Origin of the sequence: Pseudomonas kielensis, assembly GCF_030505375.1 — a bacterium.
In the GTDB taxonomy this organism is placed as follows: domain Bacteria; phylum Pseudomonadota; class Gammaproteobacteria; order Pseudomonadales; family Pseudomonadaceae; genus Aquipseudomonas; species Aquipseudomonas kielensis.
Genome location: NZ_CP130043.1, coordinates 1,308,138 through 1,325,642 on the forward strand (window position 1 = coordinate 1,308,138; position 17,505 = coordinate 1,325,642).

General features: G+C 60.4%; 14 protein-coding genes, 1 other RNA gene and 2 pseudogenes. 12 read left to right on the top strand and 5 right to left on the bottom strand.

The genetic code is table 11. From position 1 onward, the window contains the following. Nucleotides 1-18 precede the first annotated feature (18 nt). The gene (fur, locus tag Q1W70_RS06410) at nt 19-423 is read right to left on the bottom strand and encodes a ferric iron uptake transcriptional regulator (protein WP_166591416.1); all 405 of its coding nucleotides are present in this window, start codon (nt 421-423) and stop codon (nt 19-21) included. Nucleotides 424-520: 97 nt separating this feature from the next. On the opposite strand from fur, the gene Q1W70_RS06415 reads away from it, so the two are divergent. Beyond that, nucleotides 521-1,045: an outer membrane protein assembly factor BamE gene (locus Q1W70_RS06415; protein ID WP_166591417.1), complete on the top strand. Its 525-nt coding sequence runs from the start codon at nt 521-523 to the stop codon at nt 1,043-1,045. 120 nt (nt 1,046-1,165) lie between these two features. Here Q1W70_RS06415 and Q1W70_RS06420 read toward each other — a convergent pair whose 3' ends face one another. The 3 genes from Q1W70_RS06420 to Q1W70_RS06430 are packed head-to-tail and all read right to left on the bottom strand — an operon-like array spanning nt 1,166 to nt 3,312. Then, the gene (locus Q1W70_RS06420; RefSeq protein ID WP_436799879.1) at nt 1,166-1,459 is read right to left on the bottom strand and encodes an RnfH family protein; all 294 of its coding nucleotides are present in this window, start codon (nt 1,457-1,459) and stop codon (nt 1,166-1,168) included. A 7-nt stretch (nt 1,460-1,466) separates the two neighbouring features. After that, entirely contained in the window at nt 1,467-1,901 is a 435-nt protein-coding gene (locus Q1W70_RS06425) for a type II toxin-antitoxin system RatA family toxin (protein WP_166590401.1), read from the bottom strand. A 7-nt stretch (nt 1,902-1,908) separates the two neighbouring features. Beyond that, nucleotides 1,909-3,312, bottom strand: coding sequence for a sodium-dependent transporter (locus tag Q1W70_RS06430; protein WP_166590400.1), 1,404 nt, complete (start codon nt 3,310-3,312; stop codon nt 1,909-1,911). Between the two features lie 117 nt (nt 3,313-3,429). On the opposite strand from Q1W70_RS06430, the gene smpB reads away from it, so the two are divergent. Then, nucleotides 3,430-3,912 (top strand): SsrA-binding protein SmpB, encoded by a 483-nt coding sequence (gene smpB / locus Q1W70_RS06435; protein WP_095169483.1) that lies wholly within the window; start codon nt 3,430-3,432, stop codon nt 3,910-3,912. Nucleotides 3,913-3,962: 50 nt separating this feature from the next. On the opposite strand, the gene Q1W70_RS06440 is transcribed toward smpB, so the two are convergent. Beyond that, nucleotides 3,963-4,730 carry a GntR family transcriptional regulator gene (locus Q1W70_RS06440; protein WP_166590399.1) on the bottom strand — a complete coding sequence of 256 codons (768 nt, stop codon included), beginning with the start codon at nt 4,728-4,730 and terminating at the stop codon, nt 3,963-3,965. 260 nt (nt 4,731-4,990) lie between these two features. Between Q1W70_RS06440 and Q1W70_RS06445 the strand changes: the two genes are divergently transcribed. From Q1W70_RS06445 to Q1W70_RS06490, 10 genes and pseudogenes are all read left to right on the top strand, one after another. Beyond that, complete coding sequence (locus tag Q1W70_RS06445) at nt 4,991-6,685, top strand: lactate permease LctP family transporter (RefSeq protein ID WP_166590398.1); 1,695 nt, start codon at nt 4,991-4,993, stop codon at nt 6,683-6,685. 142 nt (nt 6,686-6,827) lie between these two features. Further along, the gene (locus tag Q1W70_RS06450; protein WP_182343479.1) at nt 6,828-7,652 is read left to right on the top strand and encodes a (Fe-S)-binding protein; all 825 of its coding nucleotides are present in this window, start codon (nt 6,828-6,830) and stop codon (nt 7,650-7,652) included. After that, nucleotides 7,649-9,103, top strand: a complete 1,455-nt coding sequence (locus Q1W70_RS06455) for a LutB/LldF family L-lactate oxidation iron-sulfur protein (RefSeq protein ID WP_302098687.1) — start codon at nt 7,649-7,651, stop codon at nt 9,101-9,103. Before Q1W70_RS06450 ends, Q1W70_RS06455 begins: the two co-directional genes overlap by 4 nt. After that, a pseudogene (locus Q1W70_RS06460) lies at nt 9,103-9,775 on the top strand (LutC/YkgG family protein). The gene Q1W70_RS06455 and the pseudogene Q1W70_RS06460 overlap by 1 nt, the downstream one beginning before the upstream one ends. Beyond that, nucleotides 9,772-12,582, top strand: a complete 2,811-nt coding sequence (locus Q1W70_RS06465) for an FAD-binding and (Fe-S)-binding domain-containing protein (protein WP_302098688.1) — start codon at nt 9,772-9,774, stop codon at nt 12,580-12,582. Before Q1W70_RS06460 ends, Q1W70_RS06465 begins: the two are co-directional and overlap by 4 nt. A 215-nt stretch (nt 12,583-12,797) precedes the next feature. Continuing rightward, a complete protein-coding gene (locus Q1W70_RS06470) occupies nt 12,798-13,073 on the top strand; it encodes a PA2433 domain-containing protein (RefSeq protein WP_166590393.1) in 276 nt (91 codons plus the stop codon). A gap of 98 nt (nt 13,074-13,171) precedes the next feature. Continuing rightward, nucleotides 13,172-13,568: a transfer-messenger RNA gene (gene ssrA / locus Q1W70_RS06475) on the top strand. Between the two features lie 187 nt (nt 13,569-13,755). Next, a pseudogene (locus Q1W70_RS06480) lies at nt 13,756-15,013 on the top strand (integrase domain-containing protein). Nucleotides 15,014-15,963: 950 nt separating this feature from the next. Beyond that, on the top strand, nt 15,964-16,944 hold the full coding sequence (locus Q1W70_RS06485) for an integrase domain-containing protein (RefSeq protein ID WP_302098689.1): 981 nt from the start codon (nt 15,964-15,966) through the stop codon (nt 16,942-16,944). Further along, entirely contained in the window at nt 16,941-17,216 is a 276-nt protein-coding gene (locus tag Q1W70_RS06490) for a hypothetical protein (protein ID WP_302098690.1), read from the top strand. Before Q1W70_RS06485 ends, Q1W70_RS06490 begins: the two co-directional genes overlap by 4 nt. The last annotated feature ends 289 nt before the right edge of the window (nt 17,217-17,505 follow it).

Genomic DNA, 17,505 nt, shown 5'->3' on the forward strand with positions numbered 1-17,505 from the left:
TGAGTCCGCGCGACATGCTTACTTTTTGCTGCGTACGTACAGTACCAAGTTGTGATCCACCAACTCGAAACCGTGCTTTTCAACGATTGCCTTCTGAAGCTTTTCGATCTCTTCGTCGAAGAACTCGATCACTTCACCGGAATCCACGTTGACCATATGGTCGTGGTGGCCGCCGTCAGCCAGTTCGAAGACCGCGTGGCCGCCGTCGAAGTTATGACGGACCACCAGACCAGCCGCTTCGAATTGAGTCAGTACACGGTAAACCGTGGCCAGACCAACATCCTCGCCAGCTTCCATCAATGCCTTGTAGACATCCTCGGCACTCATGTGACGCTGCTCGGCGGAATCGAGCATTTGCAGAATCTTGACCCGTGGCAGGGTCACTTTAAGGCCGGCTTTGCGTAGTTCGCTATTTTCAACCATGGTCAGCTTTCTCGCGATGCTGCTTCGCAGCTTCTCTTAATGCGGGTATGATCGGCGTTTACGTTGTCCCAGCCAAGATAGTGGAAGTCGCCCACCGATGCAAAACACCAAGCTCTTGCTAACCAGTTTCACCTTCGTGGGACTGCTCGCACTCGCCGGTTGTTCATTCCCCGGGGTTTACAAAATCGACATCCAGCAGGGCAATGTCGTCACGCAGGACATGATAGACCAGTTACGCCCGGGAATGACCCGCCGGCAAGTACGGTTTATCATGGGCAACCCTCTGCTGACCGACACGTTCCATGCCAATCGCTGGGATTACCTCTACAGCCTGCAGCCTGGTGGCGGTGAACGCCAACAGGAACGCATCAGCGTTACCTTCAATCCAGACGACCAACTCGTCAGCTTGTCGGGCGACTTCATGCCTGGTGTAAGCCGTGACGAAGCCCTGCTGGGCAAGGACAGCGGCACCAACGTGACCGCCCCAGTGGAAAACGTCGAACAGCCAAAACCAGAAAAGCCGGTCAAGCCAGGCTCACTGCTGGACCAGATCCAGAAGGACGTGGACGGTGTAGAAACCGTTCCGGTGCCAACACCAGAGCCGTTGGACACCACGCAGTAACATTATGCGACACAAGAAAAAGCCCGGCATGCCGGGCTTTTTTATTGCGTAAAACCACAACAGGCCGAGCATTGGCTCGCCTGCCGCTACAGAGGGCGCTGGGTCACCGTGACCACGGCATCAAGAAGCCTTAGCCCGCGCCGCCTTCGCAGCCCGCAACCGACGAACCTCCTTGGGATCAGCCAACAACGGCCGATAAATCTCAAGACGATCCCCCGCCCGAACCAGGCAGTGCTCAGGATCAGCCACCACCTTGCCAAAAACCCCCACCGTGCAGCTCGCCAGATCCAGCTCCGGGAACCCCCCAGCGATCCCCGACAACCCCAGCGCCGCACGCACACTGCATCCCGCAGGCACCTGAACCGTCAGCAAGACCTGACGATCAACGGCGGCATACACCACCTCGATGTCCATCAACGACTCACCCATGCAGTTGCTTGGCCCGCTGACAGAACGCGTCGACCAAGGTATTGGCAGCCTGATTGAACAGCGGCCCCAGCGTCGCCCGCACAATCGGCCCGGCGTAATCGAACGTCAGGTCCAGACTGATCTTGCAGGCCTTTTCGCCCAGGGGCTTGAACACCCAGACGCCGTGCAACTGGGTAAAAGGCCCTTCCTCAAGATTCATCTCGATCGAATGCCCCGGCACCAGGGTGTTTCGCGTAACAAAATGCTGGCTCAGTCCACCCTTGGCCACCCCCACGCTGGCACGCATATGCTCGGCGGAGCTTTCCATCACCTTGGCCTCGGAACACCAGGGCAGGAACTCCGGATAACGCGCCACGTCATTGACCAGGTCATAAAGCGCTTGCGCCGGATACGGCAACAGAGCCGAACGTTGAATATGGGTCGTCATGTCAGCGTCACTTCCACAGCTGGGCGGCAAACACTACAAGAATGCCGATGGGCGCCACATAGCGCATCAAAAACAAGGTCAGGGCAAACAGCGCCGGATTGCGGATCGACAGTTCGTCGCGCACCGCTCCCCGATTCATGACCCAACCCGCAAACACCACAAAACACAATCCACCGAGCGGCAACATGATCCGCGAGGTGAAGAAATCGATCACGCCAAAGAAGTCCAGGCCGCTGTGCGCACCCCATTGGTAGAGGTGGAACCCGGCGCCGTCGTTCACAAAAAACTTGGCCTGCTTCCAGATATTGAAGGAAAACACCGTGCCCAGGCCAACAAACCAGCAACTGAAGGCCAGCCAGAACGTCACCCAGCCACGGCGGATTTTCGTCCGCTCAACCAGGTACGCGACCATGGGTTCGAGCAGGGAGATCGCCGAACTCCAGGCCGCGATGGCCACGAGGACAAAAAACACCACCCCCATCACCTGGCCGAACGCCACATTACCAAAAGCAAACGGCAGGCTGACAAACATCAGCCCCGGCCCCTCACTCGGATTCAAACCGCCGGCAAACACAATCGGAAACAACGCCAGGCCGGCCAGCAGCGAAACAAAGGTATCCAGCAGGGCAACCCCGACCACAGTGCCGGAGAGCGACGAATCCTTGGGCATATAAGCACCGTAGATCATGATCGAGCCCACGCCCACGCTCAGGGAAAAGAACGCATGCCCCATCGCGGGCAACAGGCCGCCAAGGACTTTCGCCGAATCGAAGTCGAACATGAAATGCACGCCCTCCATGAAATGCCCGGTGGTCATGCTGTAGCCCAGCAACACCAGGAGCATCACGAACAGCAGCGGCATCATGATCCGCAGGCTGCGCTCCAGCCCCGCCACCACGCCCTTGGCGATGACAGCTGCCGATAGCAGCATGAACAGGCTATGCCAGAGTGTCAGGCGCCACGGGTTGGCGATCACCCCCTCAAAGTAGGCACCGACCTGATCGGCCGCCACGCCCTGGAAGTCCCCCCGGCCCATGCTGATGATGTAATCCAGGGACCAGCCGCCCACCACGCTGTAAAAAGACAGGATCAGCAGCGCCGTGATCATCCCGGCAAATGCCCCCCAGGACCATTTCGCCGAATGCCCAGCCTCCAGCGCCAACACCTTCAAGGCATTCGCCGGACTTTGCCGGGCCCGGCGACCGATCAGGGTTTCCGCCAGCATCACCGGCAGGCCAATCAACGCGATACACGCCAGGAACACCAGGACAAACGCACCGCCGCCATAGACGCCGACCATGTAGGGGAATTTCCAGATGCTCCCCAGGCCCACGGCCGAGCCGGTTGCAGCGAGTATGAATACCCAACGGCTCGCCCAACTACCGTGGACTGAAACCTTGTCTGACGACATCGACACTACGCCCAACCACTAAAAAAGAGGGCGCATTGTCCGGGATTCACTCAATGCGCTCAAGCACGCAGGATCCCCGTAGCCGACTTGCGCGCAACTGCCTATAATGCCGCCCCTATGGCTAAACAGAAGAAACACCCAACAGGGACCATCGCGCAGAATAAAAAGGCGCGACACGATTACTTCATCGAACATCGGTTCGAGGCTGGTCTGGTCCTGGCCGGCTGGGAAGTAAAAAGTCTGCGGGCGAGCAAGCTGCAACTGGTAGACAGTTATGTGCTGCTCAAGGATGGCGAAGCCTGGCTGCTCGGCAGCCACATCACGCCCCTGATGACCGCGAGCACCCACGTCATTGCCGACCCGGTGCGCACCCGCAAACTGCTGCTCAACCGGCGCGAGCTGGAAAAGCTGGCGGCTGCCGTGCAGCAAAAAGGCTATGCGTGCGTATGCCTGTCCTGGTACTGGAGCAAGCACATGGTCAAGTGCGAGATCGCTCTGGGCAAGGGCAAGAAGGAATACGACAAGCGCGATACCGAGCGCGAACGTGATGCCGGCCGCGAGCTGCAGCGCGCGGTGCGCAACAAGGGCAAGGAAGACTAACTCCCCCCTTGAATGGATCGCTCCCACGCCCTGCGTGGGAACGATCATGCTCACATTCCCTTGCGCCGCTCCGCCCGAGCTTCGCGCTGCACTTGCTGTCGCACCTCTTCCAGCACTTCCTGCACATACAGGATATGGCGACTGGAAACTTCCCGTGCCTGCTCGGCGCGCCCTTCGATAATCGCCAGGTACAGCTCCCGGTGCTGAGTGATCAGCATGTCGCGGGTTTCCGTGCGTTGCTGGTACATGCCGCCGATGTTGGTCACCACGTTGCGCTTGAGCAGATCAAACAGCCCACGAATGGTGTGCAGCAACACGGCGTTGTGGCTGGCCTCGGCAATTGCCAAGTGAAACCTGGCGTCCGCCGCCCCCTCCTCCGCCCGACTCACCTCATCGTGACGGGTGTAGCAGTCCTGCAACGCTTCGAACGCCGCCGTCAATCGCTGACGATCGACCTCAGTCGCCCGTAACGCGGCGTAGTAGGCGCATGAAGCTTCCAGGGTGTGGCGAAATTCCAGCAAATCACGCTGGGCTTCAGGGTTGCTTTCCAGCAGGTGCAGCAGGGGGTCGCTGAAGGTCGAGCCCAGGGACTCGACCACATAGTTGCCGCCGCCCTGGCGACTGACCAGCAAGCCCTTGGCCGTCAATTTCTGGATGGCCTCACGCAGCGAAGGTCGCGACACCCCAAACTGTTCGGCCAAGGCGCGCTCTGCCGGCAACCGCTCACCGGACTTCAGCGTGCCCTCGAGAATCATCCCCTCGAGCTGCTCGACAATATCGTCAGACAAACGGCGCTGACGAACCTGATCAAACCCCATAACTCATTCTCCACCATCCCGACGGCTCGCCGGGCTCTCTATTCTGGCCTATAGACGCCGCGCCAGCACCTACCAGAGCACATTTGATCGAGCGGATCAGATGGCCCCTGCACCGCTCATTCGACAAAAGTTTTAGGGCGGCAAATTGACACACCACCCACAAGGCTTTTAACCTAGCCCACAGCGATTGTAAATTGGTCTTACCAATTATCCAAGAACGCGATCAGTGCCTGACCAACAACAATTAGGGGCCACCCCATATGCAAACCTGGCAACAGCTCTACAGCCCGCTCGGCAGTCTCGGCTTGTCCGCGCTCGCGGCCGTTATCCCCATCGTATTTTTCTTCCTGGCTCTGGCCGTGTTCCGCCTCAAAGGACACGTCGCCGGCAGCATCACCCTGGCGTTGTCGATCCTGGTGGCGATCTTTGCCTTCCAGATGCCGGTCGACATGGCGTTCGCCGCCGCCGGTTATGGTTTCGCCTACGGACTGTGGCCCATTGCCTGGATCATCGTGGCCGCCGTGTTCCTCTACAAACTCACGGTCAAGAGCGGCCAGTTCGAAGTGATCCGCAGCTCCGTGCTGTCGATTACCGATGACCAGCGCCTGCAAGTGCTGCTGATCGGCTTCTGCTTCGGTGCCTTCCTCGAAGGTGCGGCAGGCTTCGGCGCACCAGTGGCCATTACCGCCGCCCTACTGGTCGGCCTTGGCTTCAACCCGCTGTACGCCGCCGGCCTGTGCCTGATTGCCAACACCGCCCCCGTGGCGTTTGGCGCACTGGGCATCCCGATCATCGTCGCCGGCCAGGTGACAGGCATCGACGCCTTCAAGATCGGCGCCATGACTGGCCGCCAACTGCCACTGCTGTCGCTGTTCGTGCCGTTCTGGCTGGTATTCATGATGGACGGCATGCGCGGCGTGCGGGAAACCTGGCCGGCCGCCCTGGTCGCTGGCCTGAGCTTCGCTATCACCCAGTACTTCACCTCCAACTTCATCGGCCCGGAACTGCCGGACATCACCTCGGCCCTGGCCAGCCTGATTTCCCTGACCCTGTTCCTCAAGGTCTGGCAGCCTAAACGTACCGCTGGCGCGCAGATCGCCGGTGTCACCTCGGACGCCGTAGTCACCGCCAGCGCCGGTGGTTTCGGGCAGAAACGCACCAGCGTGGCTTCGCCCTACAGCCTGGGTGAAATCATCAAGGCCTGGTCGCCGTTCCTGATCCTCACCGTGCTGGTGACCATCTGGACCCTCAAGCCCTTCAAGGCGATGTTTGCCGCGGGCGGCTCGATGTACAGCTGGGTGTTCAACTTCGCCATCCCGCACCTGGACCAGATGGTGATCAAGGTCGCCCCGATCGTCACCAACCCGACGGCCATTCCTGCGGTGTTCAAGCTGGACCCGATTTCGGCGACCGGCACGGCGATCTTCTTCTCCGCACTGATCTCGATGTGGGTACTGAAGATCAACTTCAAAACTGGTCTGACCACTTTGAAGGAAACCTTCTACGAACTGCGCTGGCCGATCCTTTCGATCGGTATGGTGTTGGCCTTCGCCTTCGTCACCAACTACTCGGGCATGTCGTCGACCATGGCCCTGGTCCTGGCCGGCACCGGCGCGGCGTTCCCGTTCTTCTCGCCATTCCTCGGCTGGCTGGGCGTGTTCCTGACCGGTTCGGACACCTCCTCCAATGCCCTGTTCAGTTCGCTGCAGGCAACCACCGCGCACCAGATCGGCGTCAGCGACACCTTGCTCGTGGCCGCCAACACCAGCGGCGGCGTGACCGGCAAAATGATCTCGCCACAATCGATCGCCGTGGCCTGCGCCGCGACCGGCCTGGTGGGCAAAGAGTCGGACCTGTTCCGCTTCACCCTCAAGCACAGCCTATTCTTTGCAACCATTGTCGGCCTGATCACACTGGCCCAGGCCTATTGGTTCACTGGCATGCTGGTGCACTAAGTAACAGCGAAAGAACCGACGCCGTGGCCCGCCTGCGGCGTCTGCAACTCACAACCCGGTCTGCAAGGTTGCTGAAAGCTTGTCGCTTTACAGTCAGCAACCGCAGCGGACGGATAACCGGGACCACCCGGAGACACGCCTGATGAGCGAGCTTTTCTACAACGCCGTGCCGAACGCGACCCGCGTTGCCCCGCCACTGCCAGAACCGCGCCAGTACCCCAGCGTAAAACCGCCACGGGTCTACCTGTTCGGCACGTGTGTGGTCGATCTGTTCTATCCCGAAGCCGGGATGGACGCGATTCACCTGCTGGAGCGCGAAGGCATTCGCGTGGAGTACCCGCAAGGCCAAAGCTGCTGCGGACAACCGGCCTACACCTCGGGTTACACCGAGCAGGCACGGACCGTGGCGCGCTCGCAATTGGCGTTGTTTGCCGGGGATTACCCGGTGGTCGTGCCGTCGGGTTCCTGCGCCGGCATGCTGCGCGAACACTACGCCGACCTGTTCAAGGACGAGCCGGATACGCTGCAACAAGTCCAGGCGCTCGCCGCCCGGACGTATGAATTGGCCGAGTTCCTGCTGTTTGTCTGCAAGGTGCAGCTCAAGGACAGCGGCGCACCGGTCAAGGTGGCCCTGCACACGTCGTGCTCGGCACGCCGCGAGATGAACACCCACCTGCACGGTCGCGAGTTGTTGGCGCAACTGAGCAACGTGGAACGGGTCAATCACGATCACGAAAGCGAATGTTGTGGCTTTGGCGGGACGTTCAGCGTCCGTATGCCAGACATTTCCGGCGCGATGGTGGCGGACAAGACCCGCGCGTTGAAGGAATCCGGCGCGCACCAGGTACTCAGTGCCGACTGCGGTTGCTTGATGAACATCAACGGCTCGCTGGAGAAACAACAAGCAGCGTTGCGTGGCCAACACCTGGCCAGCTTCCTCTGGCAGCGAACCGGAGGTGCCCGATGAGCACTTCCACGATTATTCCGACGGTCAGCGTCGACGAAGATTTTCGCGCCCGGGCTCACAAGGCCTTGGACGACAAGCAACTGCGAAACAACTTTCGCACTGCGATGGATTCACTGATGACAAAACGGGCAGCGTCCTTCAGCGATGCCCACGAAAGAGAACATTTGCGCGCGCTGGGCAATGCAGTCCGCGCCCGCGCGTTATCCAAGCTGCCCGACCTGCTCGAGCAACTTGAACAGAACCTGACCCGCAACGGTGTGACCGTGCACTGGGCGGAAACGGTGGACGAGGCCAATGGCATCGTCCTCAAGATCATCCGCGCTCACGAGGCGCGGCAAGTGATCAAGGGCAAATCGATGGTCAGCGAAGAGATGGAGATGAACCATGTCCTCGCTGAACAGGGCATTGAATGCCTGGAATCGGACATGGGCGAGTTCATCGTCCAGCTCGACCACGAGAAGCCTTCACACATTATTATGCCGGCGATCCACAAGAATGCCGGTCAGGTCGCGTCCTTGTTCCACGACAAACTTGGCGTGGAGTACACCAAGGACGTTGACCAACTCATTCAGATCGGGCGCAAAGTCTTGCGCCAGAAATTCTTCGAAGCCGACATCGGCGTCTCCGGCGTCAACTTCGCCGTGGCCGAAACCGGCACCCTGCTGCTGGTGGAAAACGAAGGCAACGGCCGCATGTCGACCACCGTGCCACCGGTGCATATCGCCGTCACCGGGATCGAAAAGGTCGTCGAGAACCTGCGCGACGTCGTCCCGCTGCTGTCGCTGCTGACCCGCTCGGCCCTTGGCCAGCCGATCACCACCTACGTCAACATGATCTCCGGTCCGCGTCAGGCCCACGAACTCGACGGTCCGCAGCAAGTGCACCTGGTGCTGCTGGACAACGGCCGCAGCCAGGCCTTCGCCGACAGCGAACTGCGCCAGACCCTCAACTGCATCCGCTGCGGTGCCTGCATGAACCACTGCCCGGTCTACACCCGCATCGGCGGCCACGCCTATGGCGAGGTCTACCCTGGGCCGATCGGCAAGATCATCACCCCGCACATGGTCGGCCTGGCGAAAGTCCCGGACCACCCGAGCGCGTCCTCCCTGTGTGGCGCCTGCGGTGAAGTGTGCCCGGTGAAAATCCCGATCCCGGCCCTGCTGCGCCGCCTGCGCGAAGAGAACGTCAAGGCGCCCGACAGCCCGCACCAAGTCATGCGCGGCCAGGGCAGCAAGTACTCGCTCAAAGAGCGTTTCATCTGGAACGCCTGGGCCAGGCTCAACAGCTCGCCGACCCTGTATCGGCTGTTCGGCTTCTTCGCCACCCGCCTGCGCGCGCTCACGCCGAACAACGTTGGCCCCTGGACGCAAAACCACAGCGCGCCAAAACCGGCCGCCCGCTCACTGCACGACATGGCCCGCGAGCATCTGGGCAAACAGGGGGATCGCTGATGAGTGCCAAACAGAACATTCTCGCCAAGCTGCGCCACAGCCTGACGGGCACCACACCGGTGCCCGACAATTTCGATGAAGCGCTGGTGACCGAGCCCTACACCTACACCGCCGAACAACGCATCCCACAACTGCGCAAGCTGATGGAAGCGGTGCACACCGAAATCCACCTGACCTCGGCGGACGGCTGGCCAGCATTGCTCGCGCAGACTGCTGGCTGAGCGCCAGTTGCCCAGCCTGTTGATCGCCCCGACCACCGCCCACGGGCAACGCGTCACCCAGCACTGGGCGCAACACCCCGGGCTGCCGACGCTAAAAGCCTACGACCGGCCGGTAGAACAGTGGAAAGCCGAGTTGTTCAACGACACCCCGGCCAGCCTGACCACCACCCTCGGGGCCATCGCCGCCACCGGTAGCCTGATCCTCTGGCCGACCCGCGAAGAACCGCGCCTGATGAGCCTGGTGCCGCCGGTGCATTTCGCCCTGCTCAAGGCCAGCGAAATCCGCGATAACTTCTATCAGGTGCAACGCGAATTCAACTGGGCCCAAGGCATGCCGACCAACGCACTGTTGGTGTCCGGCCCATCGAAGACCGCCGACATCGAGCAAGTCCTGGCGTACGGCGCCCACGGTCCGAAAGACCTGGTGGTACTGATCCTGGAGGACCAATGACTCTACCGACGGCTTTCCTGCGCGATGTGCAACAACTGATCCCCCGCGAGCGACGTTTCGACGACCCGCTGTCGACCCTGGCCTTTGGCACCGATGCCAGCTTCTACCGGCTGATCCCGCAACTGGTGATCCGCGTCGAGTCCGAAGACGAAGTGGTCAGCCTGCTGCAACTGGCCCAGCGCGACCGTGTCCCGGTGACCTTCCGCGCGGCCGGCACCAGCCTGTCCGGCCAGGCCATCAGCGACTCGGTCCTGATCGTGCTGGGGGATAACTGGAACGGCCGCGAGATCCGTGGCCAGGGCACCCAGATCCGCCTGCAACCGGGTGTCATCGGCGCTCAGGCCAACGCCTGGCTGGCCCCTTTCGGACGCAAGATCGGCCCCGACCCGGCCTCGATCAATGCCTGCAAGATAGGCGGCATCGTCGCCAACAACGCCAGCGGCATGTGCTGCGGCACGGCCCAGAACACCTACCACACCCTGGCCGGGATTCGCCTGGTACTGGCCGACGGCAGTCGCCTGGACAGCGAAGACCCCGCCAGCGTCGCGGCCTTTCGCGTTAGTCATGCCGAGCTGCTGGAACGCCTGGCGACCCTGGGCCGCGAGACCCGGGCCAATGCCAGCCTGGCGGCGAAAATTCGTCATAAATACCGTCTGAAAAACACCACCGGCCTGTCACTCAATGCCCTGGTGGACTACGACGAGCCTGTGGATATCTTGAGCCACCTGTTGGTGGGCTCCGAAGGCACCCTGGGCTTCATCAGCGCGGTGACCTACGACACCGTGATCGACCATCCGCACAAAGCCTCGGCGCTGATCGTCTTCCCTGATGTGGAAACCTGCTGCACCGCCGTCACCGTGCTCAAGAGCCAGCCAGTCTCGGCGGTGGAACTGCTGGACCGTCGTAGCCTGCGCTCGGTGCAGGACAAACCCGGGATGCCGGCGTTCGTCCAGCAACTGTCGAGCCAGGCCTGTGCCTTGCTGATCGAATCCCGCGCCGCCACGTCGGCGCTGCTGGAAGAGCAACTGGCGCAGATCATGGCCTCGCTGGCGCCATTCCCGGTGGAAAAACAGGTCGACTTCACCCAGGACCCGGCGGAAAACGCCAAGCTCTGGGCGATCCGCAAGGACACCTTCCCCGCCGTCGGCGCGGTGCGCAAAACCGGGACCACGGTGATCATCGAAGACGTCACCTTCCCCGTGGAGCAACTGGCAATCGGCGTCAACCGCCTGATCGAACTGTTCGACAAACACCACTACGACGAAGCGATCCTGTTCGGCCACGCGCTGGAGGGCAACCTGCACTTCGTCTTCACCCAGGGCTTCAACAGCCCGGAAGAAGTCGCTCGCTACCAGGCGTTCATGGACGACGTGGCGCAATTGGTGGCCGTGGAATTCGGCGGCTCGCTCAAGGCCGAACACGGCACCGGGCGCAACATGGCGCCCTTCGTCGAACTGGAATGGGGCAGCGATGCCTACCAGTTGATGTGGCAGCTCAAACGCCTGCTCGACCCCAACGCCATCCTCAACCCGGACGTGGTCCTGAGCGACGACCCGCAGATCCACCTCAAGCACCTCAAGCCCTTGCCGGCCGCCGACGAGATCGTCGACAAATGCATCGAGTGCGGTTTCTGCGAGCCGGTCTGCCCCTCCAAAGGCCTGACCCTGAGCCCGCGCCAGCGCATCGTGATCTGGCGCGACATCCAGGCGAAAAAACGCGCGGGTGTCGACACCCGCGAACTGGAAGAAGCCTACCAATACCAGGGCCTCGACACCTGCGCGGCGACGGGCCTGTGTGCGCAACGCTGCCCGGTGGGCATCAACACCGGCGAACTGGTGAAAAAACTGCGCAGCCGCAGCGCCACCCATGTGAAAACCGCCAACTGGCTGGAAGGGCATTTCGCCACGGCCCTGCAAGGCGCGCGTTTCACCCTGCACGTGGCCAACGGCGCGCGGATGCTGCTGGGCGCCCCGCGCCTGAGCAAACTCTCGGCTCGCCTCAGTCAGCTGTCCAAAGGGCAGATTCCGCAGTGGAGCAACGCCATGCCCCAGCCGGAGCGGGCAATCCGCTTCAGCCCGACGGTCAGCGATGAGCGCCCGCGAGTGGTCTACCTGGCGGCCTGCGTCTCACGCGCCATGGGTCCGGCAGCGGGCGACAAGGAACAGACCTCGCTGTACGACAAAACCCGCGGCCTACTGGAAAAAGCCGGCTATCAAGTGGTGTTTCCGGACAACCTGGACAACCTCTGCTGCGGCCAGCCGTTCGCCTCCAAAGGCTATGCCGAACAAGCCGAACACAAACGCCAGGAACTGCTCGGCGCCCTGCTCCACGCCAGCCGCGGCGGGCTCGATCCGATCTACTGCGACACCAGCCCCTGCACCCTGCGCCTGATGCAGGACCTGGGCGACACACGCCTGGACCTGTACGACCCGGTGCGCTTCATCCGCAGCCACCTGCTGGAACGCCTCGACTTCACCCCGCAAGACGCCCCGATTGCCGTGCACGTAACCTGCAGCACCCAGCACCTGGGCGAAAGCCAGGCACTGATCGACCTGGTCCGGCGCTGCAGCAACAACGTGGTGATTCCCGAAGGCATCCACTGCTGCGGGTTTGCCGGCGACAAAGGCTTCACCACCCCCGAGCTGAACGCCCACTCACTGCGCACCCTCAAGGACGCCGTGCAGCATTGCAGCGAAGGCATCTCCACCAGCCGCACCTGTGAAATCGGCCTCAGCCAGCACGGCGGGATCGACTACCACGGCCTCGTCTACCTGGTAGACCGAGTGACCCAGGCCCGCCCGGCATAGGGCGTACCCGGGGTGGGTGTGTAGGTACGCGAGCGTGTGGGAGCGAGCAAGCCGCAAGCGCGCCCGCCCCTACCGCCTCGGCAAAACCGCAAAAAAAAACCGAATTCCTGCGCGCGTCTATAGTCATCTAGCTAAGCCCTGCAAAAGAGCTTACCCCCTCGGCCAGCAGCCCCATCGACCGGCAGCACCGAGCCCTCATGCACAAGGAGATACCCATGAAGCACTCTGCAATTGCTGGATTGTTCATCACCGCTGCACTGTTGGCCTCGCCGGTGTTTGCTGCGGATGAAGACCTGTGCGATGGCAATATCCAGAAACTCCAGGATGCCATCGCCACCGCGCCTGCCACCTCGGAAAACGCCATGGACAACGCCAAGGCGGCACTGAAGAAAGCACAGGACGCCAGGACTGCCGGTAACACCAAGGATTGCATTGAAGTCACCACCGGGGCCCTGACCAAAATCCAGACCCGAACCCCCGACAAGGGCTGATGCGCGTTCAAGGCCAACCTTCGGGTTGGCCTTATCGTCCGGGTTGGCGTACACTGCACAGGCTTGCCGCTCAAATTGATCCACAGAGCAGTGAGCTCGGGGCCGTTTAGGATTCGACGCCGGTTGCGAAACTTTAGGTGCATGCCGAGTTGGTAACAGAACTCGTAAATCCACTGTTGCAACTACTTATAGTTGCCAATGACGAAAACTACGGCCAGGAATTCGCTCTCGCTGCGTAAGCAGCCTTAGCCCTGAGCTTCTGGTACCTTCGGGTCCAGCAATCACCAGGGGATGTCTGTAAACCCAAAGTGATTGTCATATAGAACAGAATCGCCGTGCAGTACGTTGTGGACGAAGCGGCTAAAACTTACACAACTCGCCCAAAGCACCCTGCCCGTCGGGTCGCTGAGGGTTAACTTAATAGACACGGCTACGCATGTAGTACCGACAGCGGAGTACTGGCGGACGGGGGTTCAAATCCCCCCGGCTCCACCAAATGATCAAAAAAAGACGTCCACGGACGTCTTTTTTTGTGCCTGCGATCCAGTAAATACGTGGCCTCCAGCGCTTTTTCGGTCTTTTGAGAGTTTTTGAGTTCCAGCCATTCGGGTATTCCAGACGGTATTCCACCTCATCCGGTGCTAATCTTTGGAATACCGAATCAGTGCCTGAGGAGAATCTCATGCCTGCTCAAAACCTCCGTCTCTCCGATCGACAGCTCAAGGGAGTCAAACCCGCGTCTAAGGATTACGTCCTCACGGACGGTGACGGTTTGCAGTCTCCGCGTACGCAGCAACGGCTCGTTACTGTGGAATTTCAACTACCGCGAACCGGTGACCAAAAAGCGCATCAACATCGGCTTCGGGACCTACCCCGAACTGTCACTGGCGAACGCACGAAAGAAGGCAGTCGACGCGCGCGAGCTGCTCGCCCAGGGCATCGATCCGAAGGTGCAACGCAATACGTTGAATGAAGCCAAGCGCGCGGAAACGGAACACACCTTCGAGAACGTGGCCACCGCCTGGTTCGAGCTCAAGAAAGACTCGGTCACCCCGGCCTACGCCGAGGACATCTGGCGGTCACTCACACTGCACGTGCTCCCCGATTTGAAGACGACACCACTCGCGAACATCACCGCGCCGATGGTGATCGGATTGCTTCGTCCAATCGAAGCGAAAGGCAGCTTGGAAACGGTCAAACGTCTTAGCCAGCGACTAAACGAGATCATGACCTACGGCGTAAATTCCGGCCTGATCTTCGCCAACCCGCTCACCGGCATTCGGGCAGTATTCAAGAAGCCCAAGAAAGAGAACATGGCTGCGCTTCCGCCCGAAGAACTCCCCGAGCTCATGCTGGAGATCGCGAACGCCAGTATCAAACGCACGACCCGTTGCCTGATCGAATGGCAGTTGCACACCATGACTCGTCCTGCAGAGGCGGCGACTACTCGCTGGGCAGACATCGACTTTGAAAGGCGTGTCTGGACTATCCCACCGGAGCGGATGAAAAAGCGCCGCCCTCACAGCATCCCGTTGAGTGATCACGCTGTCGCACTGTTGGAGTCACTGAAGACCCACAGCGGCCATCGCGAGTACGTCTTCCCGGCAGACAGAAATCCGCGCACCCACGCCAATAGCCAGACCGCCAACATGGCGTTGAAGCGCATGGGTTTCCAGGATCGTTTGGTCAGCCACGGCATGCGTTCGATGGCGAGCACTATCTTGAATGAACATGGGTGGGATCCGGAGCTCATCGAAGTGGCTTTGGCGCACGTCGACAAGGATGAGGTGCGCAGCGCCTACAACAGAGCCGACTACATCGAACGCCGGCGACCGATGATGGCCTGGTGGAGTGAGTACATCCAGAAAGCCGCCACCGGCAGCTTGCTCGCCTCAGCGTACGGCCAAGTCAGAGACAAGAACGTGGTGCCGATTCGCTAGCGCGGTACAGGCGCAAGAACTGCAGAAACAACTGAACGTTCAAGATTCGGGGCAAGCAGCCTCACTTATCCGCTTCTAAGCGCGGGTCCATCCAAACAGGGCTGCAAAGCCGCCCTGTTTGGATGGACCTTACTTTGAAGAGCTAAAAGCGACCACGTTGCCCAGGATTTACCACGGAATTCCACCGGTGGATAACCGCTCTTCAAGTCCAAAGTGGCGCTGAATTTCGAACCTTGACCGGGTTTATCCACAGGCGTAGAACTGGCCGTGCAAGCGCTGTCGATGACAGCAACCCCAGGTGGCCCGAACCTTGAAGGTCACGCCGCTCTCGCGGTGGTTCCCCCCAAAAGGCGATTCGCGTCCGGCAGCTCGCCAGGTCACCTCCCCGGTGATGGATGCCTACTTCAGATCATGGCCCTCGTGCGCCAGACGACACTTCCTACTTCGCTGCCCTGCAGCAACCTATCCGCTTGGCCGAATCTTGCGCCAACCTGCGCCCGTCTCTTTCTTCTGGAAAGAGACGGGCGCTCCTACCGCTGCTGCAGCCCACCTCGTACAAGGCTTTGCGGCATTTCCTCTCGTGACAATCGGCGTGACAAACACCGAAGTCACCATCAACAGCGATGCAGATGATGGTGCCGCAGCCCACGGAATGGACTGCATCTGACTGACAGTCAGGCATGCCCCGGTCATCGCATAGCTGCCTCATCCAATTCAGGATCTCGCGGCGTCGGTCTCGTCAGCCAATGCAGCCTCCACCCGCCCACTTCCTCGGAAGTGTTCAGGAGGCCAGATCATGAGAAGCCCAAGCTCTTGGCCGTAAGGAGCCGCCAGTCCCGCGTAAGTGGACATCCCCACAGGCCGCAGGGGCCTTGATCCCTGACAACACTCAGCATTCTTGGCGGGATGACGTGGGGCGAAGACCTGGTGAATTAGGCGAGGTAACCGAAATGGTATTAGTAGGCAGGCGAGAAGGCCGCAATTTTGGCTACGGCAGGCAATTGAGCTACGCAGGGCCGCAGGCGCTGAAAGACATGTTCGGCGGAGGCCACTACGGCACGGTCAAGGCGCACTCTGATCGGTGGTTGGCATTCGTGAAGTGGTGTCGGTCTGAAGCGGGGCCCGGGGTCAATGATGCGCGGCAGATTGATCGGAAAGTGTTGGCCGACTATGCGGCGTATCTACGCGACATGGTTAGGCGCGGTGATCTCGCCGTCAGCACCGCACAAAATCGGCTATCCAGCGTTAACAGGACCATGGCAGCGCTTCGCGGTGATCAGTACGTGAAATTGCCCAGTCCGAGCAAGGCATTGGGTATGCAGCGCACCGGGGTTCGACACTCGGTGCCTCAGGGCCAAGAACGCGAACAGGTTAAGCAGATTGTCGATGTGCTTTGCAGCCATCATCAGCTGCGGGCCGCCGCGATAGTCCTATTGGCACGAGCCACCGGCATGCGCTTGCGTGAGGCTATCTTGGCGGACCTGCCACGGTTGAGCCGTGAGGCTAACGACTTAGGTAGGATCAACATTCAGGATGGCACCAAAGGAGGCCGCGCCGGAGCCTCGGCGCCGCGCTGGATTGCGGTGGACGACCATGTTCGAGATGCCCTTGGGTTTGCACGGCAGGTGTCGCCTGCGGGTAGCCGCAATCTGATTGCACCATACGAAAGCTACCTCAATCTCCTACAACAAATCATCCGCCCTGCGCGGGATATCCTGCATGCACACAACCTCAAAGGCTTCCATGAGCTACGAGCGGCGTACGCATGTGAGCGCTACGAGCAGATCACCCAATGCCCCGCGCCAATCAATGGTGGCAAATGTTACCAGGTAGATAGGAACCTTGATGGCGAGGCCCGGAGGCGAATCAGCTACGAGCTCGGGCACGGTCGGATCGACGTGGTCGCTGCCTACATTGGCGGACGGACATGAGTAAGCCATTCGATATGGAGCTGTTCTTGGCTAGCGTTCTGACCGGTTCGCACGCAACCCGGCAACGCCACGTGCGACAGGCAAAAATCATCCAGGCCGAAATTGCAGGGCGCTGGCAGCGAGAATCACCTTGGGCTTGGCAAAAAAAGCATGTGGTTTGGTTTCTTGAGCATCGCTTAAATTTACTCGGTGAAGCGACACGGTATTACTATTTGCTAACGGTGCGGTTGCTCGCTCGTCGTTTACAAAAAAAATGGGTTTTCGATCTCTGAGTGAGACCGGCTGCTATCGCGCCACATGGGTGACGTCGACACCGTCAGCGGCGTATCAGACTTTCAGCACAGGATCACAGCGAGCGTTGAGAGCCTTATCCTCTTCCTTATGTGGAAATGGGACAATAAGGTCAACTTTTGCAGTTTTTATTCAGTCGTTGATCGGAGCTTTCGCGTACCAGTACTAGCGTCAGGATTTCAGCCTAGGCCAAGCCTCGTGCTTGCAGAGAAAGCACCTCAAAATCTGGGGCCAGCGCAGGTCGGAGTTTTAGTTGTCACCAATTCGCGG